This is a genomic window from Sphingobium sp. PNB (genome assembly GCF_019873065.1).
Taxonomy (GTDB): Bacteria; Pseudomonadota; Alphaproteobacteria; order Sphingomonadales; family Sphingomonadaceae; genus Sphingobium; species Sphingobium fuliginis.
Genome location: NZ_JAINEZ010000005.1, coordinates 22496 through 39340, shown reverse-complemented (window position 1 = coordinate 39340; position 16845 = coordinate 22496). Strand labels below are relative to the sequence as shown.

Sequence of the window (16845 nt, the reverse complement as noted above, 5' to 3'; positions counted from 1 at the left end):
TCCCTCTAGAGGGTAAATTGTTCGGGGCGGGGCAGGGAGGGAGCGCCGTCTTCGGGAGACAGCGCTCCGGAGTTCCCTTTATTCCGCCGCCTGCGCGAAGCCGTCATCGTCCTCGATCTCGTCCATCGACGCGAGTTCGACATTGAGGCCCAGCGAGCGCATTTCCTTGACCAGCACGTTGAAGCTTTCGGGAATGCCGGCCTCGAACGTGTCGTCGCCCTTGACGATCGCCTCATAGACCTTGGTGCGGCCGACCACGTCGTCCGACTTCACCGTCAGCATTTCCTGCAGCGTGTAGGCGGCGCCATAGGCCTGGAGCGCCCACACCTCCATCTCACCGAAGCGCTGGCCGCCGAACTGCGCCTTGCCGCCCAGCGGCTGCTGGGTGACGAGGCTGTAGGGGCCGATGGAGCGTGCGTGGATCTTGTCGTCGACCAGGTGGTGCAGCTTCAGCATGTAGATGATGCCGACAGTCACCTTGCGGTCGAACTTGTCGCCCGTGCGGCCGTCGAACAGGTCCGACTGGCCCGACGAGTGCAGGCCCGCCAGTTCCAGCATCGCCGACACGTCCGCTTCGCGGGCGCCGTCGAACACCGGGGTCGCCATCGGCACGCCGCGTGCGAGATGTTCGGCCAGGTCCACGATCTGGTCGGCCGTGCGGCCTTCGATCTGGTCGGCATATTGCGGCCCATAGGTTTCGAGCAGGCGGGTCTTCACCGCATCCGGCATCTCACCGCCCTGCGCGTTCGGATTGGCTTCGCGCCATTCCTCCAGCGCATGCTTGAGCTGCTGGCCCAGGCCGCGCGCGGCCCAGCCGAGGTGCGTTTCGAAGATCTGCCCGACGTTCATGCGCGACGGCACGCCCAGCGGGTTCAGCACGATGTCGACATGGGTGCCGTCCTCCAGGAACGGCATGTCCTCGATCGGCAGGATGCGCGAGATGACGCCCTTGTTGCCGTGACGGCCGGCCATCTTGTCGCCCGGCTGCAGCTTGCGCTTCACCGCGACGAAGACCTTCACCATCTTGAGCACGCCCGGGGGCAGTTCGTCGCCGCGCTGCAGCTTGTCGACGCGGTCCTCGAACTTCTCGACGATCAGCTTCACCGCTTCGTCATATTGCGCCTTGACCGCTTCGATGCCGGCCTGGCGGGCGTCGTCCGCGACCGCGAACTTCCACCATTCATGACGCTCGACCTCAGCCAGCAGGGCTTCGTCGATTTCCACGCCCTTGCGCACGCCCTTGGGAGCGGCCGTGGCGGTCTGGCCCAGCAGCATTTCCTGGAGGCGGTTGAAGGTGGCGCGGTTCAGGATGGCGCGTTCGTCCTCCCGGTCCTTGGCGAGACGGTCGATTTCCTCCCGCTCGATCGCCATGGCGCGCTCATCCTTGTCGATGCCGTGGCGGTTGAAGACGCGGACTTCCACGACCGTGCCGGCAACGCCCGGCGGCAGACGCAGCGAGGTGTCGCGCACGTCGCTCGCCTTTTCACCGAAGATCGCGCGGAGCAGCTTTTCTTCCGGGGTCATCGGCGATTCGCCCTTGGGGGTGATCTTGCCGACCAATATGTCGCCCGGCTCCACTTCGGCGCCGATATAGACGATGCCCGCCTCGTCGAGGTTGCGCAGCGCTTCCTCGCCGACGTTCGGGATGTCGCGGGTGATGTCCTCCGGCCCCAGCTTGGTGTCGCGGGCCATGACCTCGAACTCCTCGATATGGATCGAGGTGAAGACGTCATCCTTCACGATCCGCTCGGAGATCAGGATGGAGTCTTCGTAGTTGTAGCCGTTCCAAGGCATGAACGCGACCAGCGTGTTGCGGCCCAGCGCCAGCTCGCCGAACTCGGTCGACGGGCCGTCGGCGATGACGTCGCCGGCTTCTATCAGGTCGCCCACCTTCACCAGCGGGCGCTGGTTGATGCAGGTGTCCTGGTTGGAGCGCTGGAACTTTTGCAGCGTGTAGATGTCGACGCCCGACTGGCCGGGTTCGATGTCGCCGGTGGCGCGGATCACGATGCGGGTCGCGTCGACCTGATCGATGATGCCTGCGCGGCGGGCGGCGATGGCGGCGCCCGAGTCACGCGCAACCGTGCCTTCCATGCCGGTGCCGACGAACGGCGCCTCGGCACGGACCAGCGGCACGGCCTGACGCTGCATGTTCGATCCCATGAGCGCGCGGTTGGCGTCGTCATTTTCCAGGAACGGGATGAGCGAGGCCGCGACCGACACCAGCTGCTTGGGGCTGACGTCCATCAGGGTGATGTGGTCCTTGGGCGCCATCAGGAATTCGCCCGCCTCCCGCGCCGAGATCAGGTCTTCGGCCAGCGTGCCCTCTTCGGTCAGCTCGGCGTTGGCCTGCGCGATCGTGTGCTTGGCTTCTTCCATCGCCGACAGATAGACGACCTCGTTCGTCACCTTGCCGTCGATCACCTTGCGGTAGGGCGTTTCGATGAAGCCGTATTTGTTCACGCGGCTGAAGGTCGCGAGGCTGTTGATCAGACCGATGTTCGGGCCTTCCGGCGTTTCGATCGGGCAGATGCGGCCATAATGGGTCGGGTGAACGTCGCGGACTTCGAAGCCGGCGCGCTCGCGGGTCAGGCCGCCCGGCCCAAGCGCAGAGACGCGGCGCTTGTGGGTGACTTCCGACAGCGGGTTGGTCTGGTCCATGAACTGCGAAAGCTGCGAGGAGCCGAAGAACTCACGCACGGCGGCCACGGCGGGCTTGGCGTTGATGAGGTCGTTCGGCATCACAGTCGACACGTCGACGCTCGACATGCGTTCCTTGACGGCGCGCTCCATGCGGAGAAGCCCGACGCGATACTGGTTTTCCAGCAGTTCGCCCACCGAGCGGACGCGGCGGTTGCCGAGATTGTCGATGTCGTCGATCTCGCCCTTGCCGTCCTTCAGGTTCACCAGTTCCTTGACGACCGCAAGGATGTCCTCGGTCCGCAGGGTGGTGACGGTATCCTCGGCGTCGAGGTCGAGGCGCATGTTGAGCTTGACGCGGCCCACGGCCGACAGGTCGTAGCGTTCCGGATCGAAGAAGAGGCCGGCGAAGAGGGCTTCGGCGGTTTCCTTCGTCGGCGGTTCGCCGGGGCGCATCACGCGATAGATGTCGGCCAGCGCCTGGTCCCGCTCCTCGGCCTTGTCGGCCTTCAGCGTGTTGCGGATCCACGGGCCGGTGGTGACATGGTCGATGTCGAGCAGTTCGAGGCGGTCGATGCCCGCCTTGTCCAGCTTTTCGAGGTTTTCCGGCGACACTTCGTCCCCGGCCTCGATGTAGATTTCGCCGGTGCTCTCGTTGATGAGGTCATAGGCGCTGTAGCGGCCATAGACTTCCTCGGTCGGGATCAGCAGGGTTTCAAGGCCGTCCTTCTCCGCCTTGTTGGCGGCGCGGGGCGAAATCTTGTGACCGGCGGCGAACACCACCTCGCCCGACTTGGCGTCGACGATGTCGAAGGCGGGCTTCTGGCCCCGCCAGGCTTCGGCGGTGTAGGGAATCTGCCAGCCGCCTTCGCCGCGCAGGAAGGTCACCTTGTTGTAGAAATAGCCCAGAATGTCCTCGGCATTGAGGCCGAGCGCATAGAGCAACGCCGTGACCGGCAGCTTGCGCTTGCGGTCGATGCGGACGTTGACGATGTCCTTGGCGTCGAATTCGAAGTCGAGCCACGAACCGCGATAGGGGATCACGCGGGCGGCGAACAGATATTTGCCCGAAGAGTGGGTCTTGCCCCGGTCATGGTCGAACAGGACGCCCGGCGAGCGGTGCATCTGCGACACGATGACGCGCTCCGTGCCGTTGACGATGAAGGTGCCGTTCTGCGTCATGAGCGGCATGTCGCCCATGTACACGTCCTGCTCCTTGATATCCAGGACGGAGCGGGTTTCGGTGTCGGCATCCACCTCGAACACGATCAGGCGCAGCGTGACGCGCATCGGCGCCGCATAGGTGATGCCGCGCTGACGGCATTCCTCGACGTCATATTTCGGGTCTTCCAGCTCGTAATGGACGAAGTCCATTTCGGCGGTGCCGGCGAAATCGCGGATCGGGAAGACCGAGCGCAGGGTCTTTTCCAGGCCGGAGACATAGCCGATCGACGGATCGGAACGGAGGAACTGCTCATAGCTCTCCCGCTGGACTTCGATCAGGTTCGGCATCTGCACCACTTCGTGGATGTCGCCGAATACCTTTCTGATGCGCTTCTTCGCGCCGGTATTGCTGATCGTGGGGAGAGCTTTGGTCGCCATTGCGTATCCTGCCTGGTTGTTCGTCGCATTTTTTCGCATCGCAGCGAAAATTCAGCCTGGCCTGTCGGTTTCAGAGGTGATTCGCCCCTCCACCGCCACGCAAAAAAGTGCGGGCCGGGACTGTCCGATCCGCACTGTCAGCGTCTTGTGACCCGCCGTTTTCGCCCAATCCCGCCGGTCCCGTGCGCTAAACGAAGCCGGTCCCCGGGCGATCCGGGGGACGGTTCCCGCACGCCCGAGGGCAGTGCAAGAGCCGGATTTGAAAGACCCATATAGGCTCCATGCCCGCTCTTGTGAAGGGGGCAGGTCTGTTGATTCTGGCTGGTTGCCGCGTCAGGTCGTTGCTGTAGAGAGATGGGATGGCTTTTGCCGGGATTCAACCTCTTCTGCCGTCGGCTCGTCTGTCGTGAAACCATGGGCGCGCCTGAGTTGCGCTTTCGCACTGGCCACGGCGGCGCCTGCCTATGGGCAGGAGGATGATGAAGCCGGGGAACCTTTGGCCGGCGAGCGGACCGTCTTCGTCACGGCCCGTCGCGTGGCCGAAGCGCAGGAGAGGGTGCCGATCAGTCTTGACCGCCTTGATGCGGCCGATCTGGAACGGCGCGGTATTGCCAGGCTGGCCGATCTGGCTGGCGTGGTGCCTAATCTCACCATGCCGACCATAGGTGCCTTTGGTGCGCAGCAGCCGATCATGCGCGGCGTCTTTTCTCCCATCGGCGCATCCACGATCGGCCTCTATGTCGATGATGTGCCCATTCAGATCCGGTCGCTAGAGGTGGCGGGCAATCCCGACCTGCGCCGTTTCGACCTCGACCGCGTCGAGGTGCTGCGCGGGCCGCAGGGCACGCTGTTCGGCGCGGATTCCATGGGCGGCACCATCCGCACCCTGACCCGGCAGCCTCAACTGGAAGGCTTGGATGGGCAGGCCAGCGGCGAGTTTGCGTTGGTCGGGAGAGGGGGATTCAGCCGCGAAATGCAGGCGGCCCTGGGCGGCGCCATATTGCCCGGCCGGATCGGCATGCGCGTCAGCGCTTATTATCGCCGCGATGCCGGCGTTATCGACCGGTTCGACCCTGCTTCCGGCGGCCTGTTGACGAAGAATATCGATCACGACGCGGCGCTGGGCCTGCGCTTCGCGTTGAAGGCGGCTCTTGGCGAGCGCCTGGCGTTGACGCCGTCGCTTTTCTTCCAGAGGGCGAAGCGGGGCGACCTGCCCTTTTACGAAAGCAGCCTGGGTCTCTTCCGTCAGACCGCCAGCCTCCGCCAGCCGGGCCACGATCGTTTCCTTTTGCCCGGCCTCACTGCGCGGCTGGACCTGGGCGGCGCCGTGCTCACCGGCGTCACCGCCTGGTTGGACCGCCGCAACCGCCAGATGGTGGATTATTCGGGCTATTTCGGAGAGATCATATTGGGTGGCATGGTCCCGGGAATCCGTACGCCCGGCGGCAGCTATAGCCGGACGACGGTCGATCAAACGGTTTTCACGCAGGAGTTGCGCATTGCATCCGCCGATCCTCGTGCGTCCGTCCGCTGGCTCGTCGGCGGCTTCTACAGCCGATCGCGGATCGCCATGGAACAGCATGTGGTCGAGCCTGGGATCGCCGATCTCGCGCAGTCGCAACTGGGCCTGTCGATCGAGGAGATTTTCGGCCTGCCGTTGCTGCCCGGCGGGCTGAGCTATCAAAGCCGGCAGCAAATTCGCGAGCGCACGCTGGCGGTTTTCGGGCAGGCAAACTGGACCTTCGCGCCCCGTTGGGAAGTGACGGGAGGCCTGCGTCTGTCCTATAATCCATTGCGCTTCCGCTTGATGTCGGAGGGGCCTTTTGCGGGCGGCAGCAACGCGGTCGGGCCCCGGGGACAAAGCGATACGCCCCTCATTCCCTATGCCGGGCTGTCCTGGCGACCGGGGGGCGACAGTCTTGTCTATCTGAGCGCCGGCAAGGGTTTTCGCGGCGGGGGGACCAATGGAGCGGTGCCGGCGAACAGTTGCGCGGCCGATCTTTCGGCGCTGGGCCGCGCTGCCGCACCGGACAGCTATGGCTCCGACTCGCTCTGGAGTTATGAGGTGGGCGTAAAGGCGGGATTGCCCGCCCGGCGGCTTCACTTGTCGTTGGCCGCTTTCCGCATCGACTGGCGACGCATACAGCAGTCCGTCACCTTGCCCAATTGCGGCTTTTCCTATGTCGACAACCTGGGGGCGGCTCGCAATCAGGGTGTCGAGCTGGCGTTACGGAGCGAGCCGCTGCGGCGGCTGGTGCTGGATTTCTCGTTCGGCTTCGTGGATGCGCGTTTCCGCCGCGATGTCGGGCTTCCAGGTTCGGCTATCGTCGCGGCGGGCGACCGGATACCCTATGTACCGCGATGGTCGGGGACGCTGGCGGCGGAATATGGCTTTACGCTGCCGGGGCGGCTGGACGGTTTCGTCCGGACCGAATGGCGGCGGGCAGGGCGCTATCGCCGCGCACCTTCGACCCGGTCGGTGGCCTATGATCCGCGTGTCTATTCGGGCGAGGGAAGCGAACTGCTGTTCCTGCGCATGGGGCTTGGCCGCGATAGCTGGCAGTTGTCCGCCTTTGCCGACAATCTGCTGAACAGCCGCGCGCTGCTCTACCGCAATGCGGAGCTGGTGCCGGTAACCGGATCGCCGCTGCGCGAAATGGCGCAACGGCCGCGCACTGTCGGTCTGTCAGCCAGCTTCGGCCTGTGACGAACGAACCGATGCGATAAGCGGCGCGGCGGCCAGTGCGAGTGCCGCATAGACCGAGACGGGCAAGCCGTAACCGCCGCCCGCCGCGCGCATCTGGTCTGTCCAGAGCGGCGCCAGCGCGCCAACCAGGCTGATGATCGCGGTGTTGAGGCCGAGCAGCCGGGGGAACGCCTCCGCCTCCACCGCGTCGGCGAGCAGCATCGATCCCGACTGGCCCGGCAGCGCGCTCGCAACGCCCCAGAGCAGGACGAACAGCCAGACCCCGGCCATGTCCATCATGCGGATCCCCAGCAGCGCCATGGTCCCCGCGGCCAGCAGCAGCGCCGTCGCGGTCAGGCTGCGCCGCGCGCCGAGCCGGTCGGCCAGCATGCCGCCCATCAACAGGGCGGGCAGGCCGAGCAGATTGGCGCTGCTATAGGCGAGGACCGCCGTGGATTGGCTCAGGCCCTCCGCCATCAGGATGTCCACCGCCGCGAACAGCACGCCGTTGATCGCGAGCTGCAACAGGGTCATGGCCAGCACGATCCGGAGGAAATTCCCGGTCCGGATGGCTGCCGGGGGCGCGGTCCGCTCCACCGGCATCGGCCCGGCATCCGTCCGGTCCCCGGGGACGAGCAGCACCAGCAGGGGGCAGGCCAGCACGATCGCCGCCGAGCAGAACAGCATGGCCATGCGCCAGGTCCAGAAGGTCATGGCCGCCGCGACAAATGGCGGGATGACGGCGCCCGCGACGACGGCGGCGCCCAGAAAGACCGCAAGCGCCAGGCCGCGCCGCGCCACATGATGCCGCGTGATGACGGCGATGCCGGGCACGATGGTCGATGCGCCCACGCCGAAGCCCGACAGCGCCATGCCCGCCATCAAGGCCGTTCGCTGCTGCGCGATGGCGGCGAGCGCGAAGCCGGCCGCACTGAGCAGAACGCCGATCAGCAGCACCGACCGGACGCCGGCTTTTCCCATGGACGAACCGACCGCCAGGCTGGCAAGGCTCATCGCCAGCAGGAACGCGGTGGCGCCGCCGCCCGCCTGCCCCCCGAAATCGGCCGCGATCCCGGGCAGGAGCACGCCCAGCGACATCAGCGTGCACCCCTGGACCAGCAGCGTCATGGCCGACAGGGCGAGGACCGGAAGCCAGGCGCCGTCTGCGGAAAAGCGCGGGAGGAGGAGCAAGGGACGCGGCACGACGGCAGCTTTATCCGTTTTTCCAGCAATTTGAATGGATCGGTGTCCGATTTGTGCAATGCGGCAGGGCGCAATTGCGTATATTCCGCATGGGGACGTGGAGAGATCGGGGCAAAGCTGTGATCCGGACGGAGGATATTTACGACGCGGCGACCGACGACGGCGCGTTCGACCGGCTGGCTTCGACGCTGGCCGACGCGGTCGGCGCGCGCTCGGGCGTTCTGCATTGGGGCCGCACGCCCCAGCATGTCGCGGAAATCTCCTACTCCGGCTATTTCACCGATGCGCAAATGGCGCTTTACGACGAGGAGTTTCAGGACGACGACATTTGGGGCGTCGCGCTGGACCGGGCAGAGGCCGTCAATCGCGTCTGGAATGTCGAAGCGCTCGTGCCGACCCATGCCTATGAAGGCAGCCGCATCTACAATGAGTGGATCAAGGGCATGGGCGACGACACTTTCCGTTGCCTGGGCGGCGTGATCCGGAAGGACGGGACGACCGGCCATATCGGCCTGCATCGGGGCCGCACGCAAAAGCCGTTCAACGAGGGCGAAGTGCGGGCGATGCAGGACAGCATCGATCATATCGGCCGCATGTTCGCGATCCGCAGCAAGCTGGACCGCGCCAACCATTATGGCCGTTCGCTGCACGCGACGCTCGACATGGTGGGCCATGCCGTCTTCACCCTGCGCGCCAACGGCGCGCTGATCGACTGCAACCGGATGGCGGACGCGCTGCTGCGTCGGGGCGATGCGCTGAGCTTGCGGCAGCGGCAGTTGAAGGCGCGCGATCCCCGCGATGACGAAGCGTTGCAGGCCGCCTTCAGGGCTGCGACGGCCCGGCAGGGTGGACAGGCGAGCGCGATCTTCGTCCATCGCGAACGGGGCGCGCCCTATGTGCTGTCGATCGCCGCGGTGCGGGTCGGCATGGAGCGGCAGATCGTCGCGATCGCCACCGATCCCGCCGACCGGGACCAGAGCCTCGCCAGCCGCATCCGATCGCTTTACGGCCTCACCAGGGCGGAGGCGGAGGTGGCCGAAGCGCTTTGCCAGGGGCGGGGCCTGGAAGACCTGTCGCAGGAACGCGGCGTGGCGCTCAACACCGTGCGGACGCAGATCAAGAATATCTATGTGAAGCTGGATTGCAGCCGCCAGTCCGAACTGGTCGCCCGCATCGGCGCGCTGCCGCGCCTGAGCGGGTTCGAGGACATAGAATAGATAGAAGGCGAGACGGAGCGCCCTTCAGGGTTGGGCGGGCGCCGTCACGGCCGGCGACGGCGGCGCGATCTTCACCACTTCGAAGCGTTCCTTGCGGCGCACGCCCGCCAGTTCCGGCGCGGCGGGGGGCGGCGGCGGGGCTGCCGCCCTGGGGTTCCGCTGGAGCATGCATTCATCCTTGTTGCCGCGCGGCGTCTGGAAGCAGTTCCAGAGCGAGCGCTGCAATCCCGTGGCGCTGTTGTGGATATAGGCGAAGGCCATGCTTTCCATCTGGTCGCCCGACAGAGGCAGGCCGCCCGGCGCGGTTCCCGCTCGCCAGGCCATGATCCGGCATTCCGGGCGCCCGGCGCAGAAGGTCTGGGCCATGGTCGGCCAACTGTCGGGGGAGATGGCGCGCCCCAGTTCGACCAGGAAACTCCTGGCCCCCGGCGCGATGGCGATGAGCCGGACGCCGGCCATCGTCCGGCCCAGCGAATCCGCCCCTATCGCCTGCTGCGGCCGGGCGGCGAGGTCGGCCAGCGTGCCGCCGGTCAGGGCAGGCGGCGACAGACCGGCGGGCGCATCCGGATCGCCCTGGTGCGCGGCGGACAGGCGCGCGATGCGCTGCACCAGCGGCTCGCCGCTTTCGCCCGCGCGGCGGAAGGCGGGGGGCGTGCCCCACCAGCCCCGCCAGCGGAAGAAGAGATGGGTGCCCACGGACGTGATCTTGTCCAGGCTGCCGCTCCAGTAGGGCACGACCCAATCGGTATGATAATGGGTGGCGTAGCCGACCGGCTTGTACACCTTGCCCGCCAGGGCCGCCCGCGCGATGTCCCGCGCCCTTTCCCACGCCGCCTGTGTCGGCGTGCGGGCGAGCGCGCCGTCGCAGGTGAAGGTGAACTGGCACCCCGTCGTCCGTTCCTGCCCCTGGAAGACGACGCCGCAGACCGTCTTGGGAAAGGCGGGATGCCGCACGCGGTTCAGCACCACCTGCGCGACGGCCCGCTCGCCCACGGCATCGTCGCCCGCCTCGTAAAGCTGCGCGGCGGCCAGGCAGTCCGTGGCGCGGGCAAGGTCGATGGGCGATCCTGAGAAGAGGAATGGCCGCGCCGCCGGATTGGGCAGGGGGGAGAAGGGAATGGCGGCGTTGAAGGCCCGCGCCTGATCGCGCTCCAGCGCATAGACCTCCACCGGTGCGACCGCCGGCGGCGGCGTGGCGGGGCGCGTGAGCCGGGCGGCGGCGACGGCTTCCGGGCGCGGCCTGCCGGGAGGCACCCGCGCCTCCCAGGCGGAAACCATAGCGGGCAGGCCGACGAACAGCACGAGCCAGAGCAGCCACATCGAACGATGCGGCTGGCTGGTGGGGTTTGCGTCGGTCATGCCCGTTCCGGCTCTAGCCTGTGTCTGGCCTTATTCGGGCAGGAAGTCGGGCACCGACAGATAGCGTTCGCCGGTGTCATAGTTGAAGCCCAGAACGCGGCTGCCCGCCGGGAGTTCCGGCAGCTTCTGATGGATGGCGGCCAGCGTCGCGCCGGAGGAGATGCCGACCAGCACGCCTTCCTCCCGCGCGGCGCGGCGGGCGAATTCCTTGGCGTCGGCCGGATCGACCTGGATCACGCCGTCCAGCAACTGGGTGTGGAGGTTGGCGGGGATGAAGCCAGCGCCGATCCCCTGGATCGGGTGAGGGCCGGGCTGGCCGCCGCTGATGACATGGGACAGGGTCGGTTCGACCGCATAGACCTTCAGATGGGGCCAGAGCTGCTTGAGCACCTGCGCGACGCCGGTGATGTGGCCGCCGGTGCCGACGCCGGTAATCAGCGCGTCAAGCGGCGAGTCGGCAAAGTCCGTGGCGATTTCCTGCGCCGTGGTGCGGACATGCACGTCGATATTGGCGGGGTTCTCGAACTGTTGCGGCATCCAGGAACCGGGGGTCTGCTCCACCAGTTCCAGCGCACGCTCGATCGCGCCCTTCATGCCCTTTTCGCGCGGCGTCAGGTCGAAGCTGGCGCCATAGGCCAGCATCAGCCGGCGGCGTTCCAGGCTCATGCTCTCGGGCATGACCAGGATCAGCCTGTAGCCCTTGACCGCCGCGACCATGGCCAGGCCGACGCCGGTATTGCCGGATGTCGGTTCGATGATGGTGCCGCCGGGCTTGAGATCGCCCGACGCCTCCGCCGCCTCGATCATCGACAGGGCGATTCGGTCCTTGATCGACCCGCCGGGGTTGGACCGTTCGGACTTGATCCACACCTCTGCATCACCGAACAGCCGGTTGACGCGGATATGCGGCGTGTTGCCGATGGTTTCCAAGATACTGGATGCCTTCATTGCACTTTCTCCTGCATGGGCTCGGCCGCCCTTGTTTCGGGTGGGTCGAAGGTACGGGCAAGGCGGAGTTCTGGAAAGAGCTTCGCCCAGATAAGGGTTATCACGATGGCGCCGATCCCGCCGCCGATCACCGCCGCGACCGGCCCGACCAGCGCGGCGAGGAAGCCGGACTCCGCCTCGCCCAGTTCGTTGGAGGCGGAAATGGTGAGCTGCGACAGGCTGGATACGCGGCCGCGCATCTCGTCGGGGGTGTGAAGCTGGATCAGCGACTGGCGGACATAGACGGACACCATGTCGGCCGATCCCAGCAGGATCAGCGCGCCGATGCCGACTTCCGGCGCGATGGCGCGGGGCAGGAAGGCGGTCGAGCCGAAGACGATCGTGGCGATGCCGAAGAGGATGACGGCGCCCAGCATCTTGAGTCCGACTTCCGTCTTCATCGGCCGGAAGGAGAAGAAAAGGGCCGTGACCCCCGCGCCGATGCCGGGGGAAGCGGCGAGATGGCCGAGGCCGGCCGAACCCACATGCAATATGTCGCGGGCATAGACCGGCAGCAGCGCCGTCGCGCCCGCCAGCAGCACCGCGAACAGGTCGAGCGTGATGGTCGCCAGAACCAGCCGGTTGGTGCGGACATAGGTGAGGCCGTCGATCATCTGGCGCACCGGGTGCCGGCTGGTGTCGCGCGGCGGCTGAGGCACCGGGCCGATCAGCATCATGCAGAGCAGGGCGACCGTAAACAGGCCCGACGCCAGCGCATAGGCCCCCCAGGGCTGCATCGCATAGGCATAGCCGCCCAGCGCCGGGCCCGCGATCATGCCCGCCTGCCACACGACGCTGGAAATGGCGATGGCGTTGGGCAGCAGTTCGCGCGGGACCAGATTGGGGGCGAGCGCGCTATAGGCCGGGCCATTGAATGCACGCGCGACGCCGACCAGGGCGGCGATGCCGAAGATCAGCGGCAGGCTGACCCAGCCCTCATAGGTGGCGAAGGCGAGGACGGCCGACGCCAGCACCAGCAGCAGCAGGGTGAAACGGGTGATCAGGCGCCGATCGAAATGGTCGGCCACCCATCCCGTCACGGGCGTCAGGAAGAAGAGGGGCAGGAACTGCGCCAGCCCGATCAGGCCGAGCTGGGCCGAGGCGGCGCCGGTGCTCATCGTTTCGCGGGCGACATTATAGGCCTGCCAGCCCAATATGATCATCATGCTATATTGCGCCAGAACCGTCGCCAGCCGCCCCAGCAGATAGGCCCGGAAATTGCCGAAGCGCAGGGGATGGGCGGGAACCGGGGGGCTAAGCATGCGCCCTCCTTAGCGCCTGCACAATGATCCTCGCAACCGCGGCGGTAGAGAAAAGGCGCAGCAATATTTGGGGCGGTGATGGTCTGGCTTTAGAGGAGATCGGGCCTGTTCCCCATGCGCTTGGGCATGGCGGCTTTCGGCTGGGCAGGCTTTCCGTGTCGGTGGGGTCGAACCCTATCGATCCGGCTGCAACAGGATGCCGCTTACCGATCCATTGCGCACCGAGCAGACGAAGGGCACCGACCGCCGGCCGTCGAACGGACCGACTTCGCCTTCCACTTCCCAACCGGTGGACATGGTGCTGGCGGCGATCCGTCCCAGGACCTTCGCGCCCGGTCCTGCCTCTTCCCGCGCCTTGGCCGCGCAGGCATTGCGGGCTGCCGTGGCGGTCTGGATCGGGCCGTAGCCGGGCGACACATAGGGTTGGCGTCTGGCATCGCGTTCGGCCTGACGGTCGCGGGCGATGTCGCTGGCGATGGCGGCGTCCGTGGCGCGGCGCAGGTCGCGATAATCCTGTGCATGGGCGGGCAGGGCAGGCGCCAGACCCAGGGTGCAGATGCCCAGGGTGAAGATGATCCTCTTTCGCATGGCATGTCTCCCCGATTATTTGAACAGGCTGCCCAATATGCCGCGCACCAGTTGCCCCGCAATGCCGCCGGACCTGCGGCTGGACCCGCCGAAGACCGCCCGGCCGATTTCATTGGCGACCTGACGCCCGACGGAAGAGGCGGCGGAGCGGGTCGCGGACTGGATCGCCTTGTCGAAGGAGGAGGGCCTGGCGGCTTCACGGGCGGCGGCGGCTTCCTGCCGCGCCTGTTCCTTTAGCTGGGCCTCGCGCTGCTTGGCCTCTATTTTGGCCTGGGCGGCGGCCGCCTTGTCCGCTTCGGCCTGCGCCTTGGCGGCCTGCGCGGCGGCGGCGGCGGCCTGACCCCGGGCGGCGAGGATTTCCTCGGCCGACTCCCGATCGACGGTCGCGTCATATTTGCCCGCGCAGGGGGATATGGACTGGATGATCGCCCGTTCCTTGGCATCAAGCGGGCCCAGGCGCGACCGGGGCGGGGCGATCAACGTGCGCTGGACGATGCCGGGCGAGACGTCCTCCTGCAGCAGCGACACCAGCGCCTCGCCCACCTTGAGTTCGGTGATCGCGGTTTCGACGTTCAGGTCCGGATTGACGCGGAAGGTTTCCGCCGCCGCCTTGATCGCCTTCTGGTCGCGGGGGGTGAAGGCGCGCAGGGCGTGCTGGACCCGATTGCCGAGCTGGCCCGCCACATCTTCCGGAATGTCGATCGGGTTCTGCGTCACGAAATAGACGCCGACGCCCTTGGAACGGATCAGTCGCACCACCTGTTCGATCTTGTCGGTCAGCGCCTTGGGCGCATCGTCGAAGAGGAGATGCGCCTCGTCGAAGAAGAAGACGAGGACCGGCTTGTCCGGGTCGCCCACCTCGGGCAGCGTCTCGAACAGTTCGGAGAGCAGCCAGAGCAGGAAGGTGGCGTAGAGCTTGGGGCTCTGCATCAGCCTGTCGGCGGCGAGGACGTTCACATAGCCGCGCCCCTTCTCATCGACCTTCAGCATGTCGTGAATGTCGAGCGCGGGTTCCCCGAAGAAATGGTCGCCGCCCTGGCTTTCGAGCTGGAGCAACTGCCGCTGGATCGCGCCGACGCTGGCCTTGGTCACATTGCCGTAGCGCGCGGACAGGCTGTCGGCATTTTCCGCGCAATAGGCCAGCATTGCCTGCAGGTCGCCCAGGTCGAGCAGCAGCAGCCCTTCCTCATCGGCATATTTGAAGGCGATGGAGAGCACGCCCTCCTGCGTTTCGTTGAGGTCCATCAGCCGGGAAAGCAGCAGCGGCCCCATCTCGCTGACGGTGGTGCGGACGGGATGGCCCTGCTCGCCGTACAAGTCCCAGAAGATGGCGGGATTGTCGGCATAGCTGTAATTGTCGAGGCCGATCTCCCTGGCCCGCGCCACCAGCTTGTCCGCATTTTTGGCGGTGGGGGAGCCGGCCATGGCAATGCCCGCCAGGTCGCCCTTCACGTCGGCGAGGAAGACGGGCACGCCCAGTGCGGAGAAGCTTTCGGCTATGCCCTGGAGCGTCACGGTCTTGCCCGTGCCGGTCGCGCCGGCGATCAGGCCATGGCGATTGGCCCGGCGCAGGTTCAGCGTCTGGGGGATGCCGCCGTCCTTGTCCGGCGCGCCAAGGCCGATGAAAATGCCGTCGCTCATCTCGCGTCATTCTCCCAAAAAGGTGACGGGCCGCGCCCACCGGAGTCTGCCGTCCCCTTTGTAGAGGCGAGGCAGGGCTTCCGGCAAGCGCGACCCGTAACGATCGGCTGGTTTTCAGCTCTTGGCCTGTCCTGCGGCGCGCGCGCTTATTTGTCGCGCAGCCGCACCGGCAGGAACACGGCGGGCTGGCCGCGCCGCAGCACCTGGAGCAGGATCGCGCTGCGGCCCTGCGCCGACACCGCCTTCACCTGCGCGTCGAGGTCCGCCTGGGTCGCGACGGGCCGGTTGTTCGCGGTGATGATGACGTCGCCGCGGCGCAGGCCCTTGGCGCCTGCATCGGTCGAGCCGTCGACGGCGGTGATCACGATACCCCGCGTATCGGCGGCGATGCCGAGCTGGCGGATGATGGTCGAGGTCAGCGGAATGGCCGAAATGCCCAGCGACTGCTGGCTGGCCTGGCCATTATTGGAGGGGTTCTCCTGCTGCTGGCTGAAATCCTCATCCTGGCTCTGGGCGAAGGCGTTGAGTTCGTCTTCGGACGGGCGTTCGCCCACGACGGCCGTCACCGTCTGCCGCTGTCCATTGCGCAGCAGCACGATCGGCACACGTCCGCCGATCGGCTGGTTGGCGACGATGGACGAGAGATTCTGGTCCGGCGTCACTTCCTGGCCGGCGACGCTGACGATCACGTCGCCCGCCTTGATCCCGGCCTTGTCGGCGCCCTTGCCGGGCTCCACCCCCTGCACGAATTCGCCGCGATTCTTGGCGAGGCCGAGCGAATCGGCCAGATCCTCGCCCAGCGGGCTGATCTGGATGCCCAGATAGCCGCGCTTGACCGCCTGCCCCTTGCGCAGCGTGTCGACGATCGGCGCCGCCTGTTCCGACGGGATGGCGAAGCCGATGCCGACATTGCCGCCCGAGGGCGACAGTATCTGGCTGTTGATGCCGATCACATTGCCGCGCATGTCGAACATCGGGCCGCCGCTATTGCCCTGGTTGATCGAGGCGTCGGTCTGGATGAACTTGTCGTAGGTGCCGCCGGTGCCGCGATGCACGGCGGAAATGATGCCGGCCGTCACCGTGCCCGACAGGGCGAAGGGATTGCCGATGGCGATCACCCAGTCGCCCACGCGCGCCTTGGTGCTGTCCCCGAACTTCACGAAGGGCAGGGCTTTCCTCGGCTCGATCTTGAGCACGGCGATGTCGGTGGCGGGATCGCGGCCCACCAGCTTGGCCGGATATTCCTCGCTATTGGTCAGCGTGACGGTGATGGAATCGACGCTGGCCCCTTCGGCGCCGGCGGACACCACATGGTTGTTGGTGACGATATAGCCGTCGGCGGAGATGATGAAGCCCGACCCCAGCGATTGCGCCTGACGGGTCTGCGGCCTTCCGCCCGGAGCGCCGAACAGGTCGCCAAAGGGCGTGCCGGCGAAGGGATTCTGCACCTGCACGCGCTGCTTGGTGGAAATGTTGACCACGGCCGGTTGCAGCTTCTCGACCATGTCGGCCAGGCTTGCCGGGGCGCCGGCGGGGGCGGCGGCCTGCATGCCTTCATTCTGCGCGACCTGCGCGCCGACATTGGAACTGGTCGTGACGGCGATGGCCGTGCCGCCGAGCAGCAGGGCGCCGGTAATGGCATAAGCGTAACGCACTCGTG

10 protein-coding genes are annotated in these 16845 nt (G+C 66.6%); 2 read left to right on the top strand and 8 right to left on the bottom strand.

Going from position 1 to position 16845, the window contains the following annotated elements; translation table 11 throughout:
* Positions 1-78 precede the first annotated feature (78 nt).
* Entirely contained in the window at positions 79-4242 is a 4164-nt protein-coding gene (rpoB, locus tag K7W03_RS03170; protein WP_044661637.1) for a DNA-directed RNA polymerase subunit beta, read from the bottom strand.
* A gap of 406 nt (positions 4243-4648) precedes the next feature.
* Here rpoB and K7W03_RS03165 point away from each other — a divergent pair, with 406 nt between their 5' ends.
* Positions 4649-6949, top strand: coding sequence for a TonB-dependent receptor (locus tag K7W03_RS03165; protein WP_319024288.1), 2301 nt, complete (start codon positions 4649-4651; stop codon positions 6947-6949).
* On the opposite strand, the gene K7W03_RS03160 is transcribed toward K7W03_RS03165, so the two are convergent.
* The gene (locus K7W03_RS03160; protein WP_319024287.1) at positions 6929-8131 is read right to left on the bottom strand and encodes an MFS transporter; all 1203 of its coding nucleotides are present in this window, start codon (positions 8129-8131) and stop codon (positions 6929-6931) included. The genes K7W03_RS03165 and K7W03_RS03160 overlap by 21 nt on opposite strands.
* Positions 8132-8250: 119 nt before the next feature.
* Between K7W03_RS03160 and K7W03_RS03155 the strand changes: the two genes are divergently transcribed.
* Positions 8251-9348: a helix-turn-helix transcriptional regulator gene (locus tag K7W03_RS03155; protein WP_319024286.1), complete on the top strand. Its 1098-nt coding sequence runs from the start codon at positions 8251-8253 to the stop codon at positions 9346-9348.
* A gap of 24 nt (positions 9349-9372) precedes the next feature.
* Here the strand turns inward: K7W03_RS03155 and K7W03_RS03150 are convergent, their stop codons facing one another.
* From K7W03_RS03150 to K7W03_RS03125, 6 genes are all read right to left on the bottom strand, one after another.
* Complete coding sequence (locus tag K7W03_RS03150; protein WP_222885544.1) at positions 9373-10707, bottom strand: cell wall hydrolase; 1335 nt, start codon at positions 10705-10707, stop codon at positions 9373-9375.
* 30 nt (positions 10708-10737) lie between these two features.
* Positions 10738-11655 carry a cysteine synthase A gene (gene cysK / locus K7W03_RS03145; protein WP_044661642.1) on the bottom strand — a complete coding sequence of 306 codons (918 nt, stop codon included), beginning with the start codon at positions 11653-11655 and terminating at the stop codon, positions 10738-10740.
* Complete coding sequence (locus K7W03_RS03140) at positions 11652-12956, bottom strand: MFS transporter (protein WP_222885543.1); 1305 nt, start codon at positions 12954-12956, stop codon at positions 11652-11654. The genes cysK and K7W03_RS03140 overlap by 4 nt, the downstream gene beginning before the upstream one ends.
* A gap of 174 nt (positions 12957-13130) precedes the next feature.
* Positions 13131-13544 (bottom strand): hypothetical protein, encoded by a 414-nt coding sequence (locus K7W03_RS03135; RefSeq protein WP_222885542.1) that lies wholly within the window; start codon positions 13542-13544, stop codon positions 13131-13133.
* Positions 13545-13559: 15 nt separating this feature from the next.
* Complete coding sequence (locus K7W03_RS03130; protein WP_222885541.1) at positions 13560-15185, bottom strand: helicase HerA-like domain-containing protein; 1626 nt, start codon at positions 15183-15185, stop codon at positions 13560-13562.
* A gap of 146 nt (positions 15186-15331) precedes the next feature.
* Entirely contained in the window at positions 15332-16840 is a 1509-nt protein-coding gene (locus tag K7W03_RS03125; RefSeq protein ID WP_025548759.1) for a Do family serine endopeptidase, read from the bottom strand.
* Positions 16841-16845 lie beyond the last annotated feature (5 nt).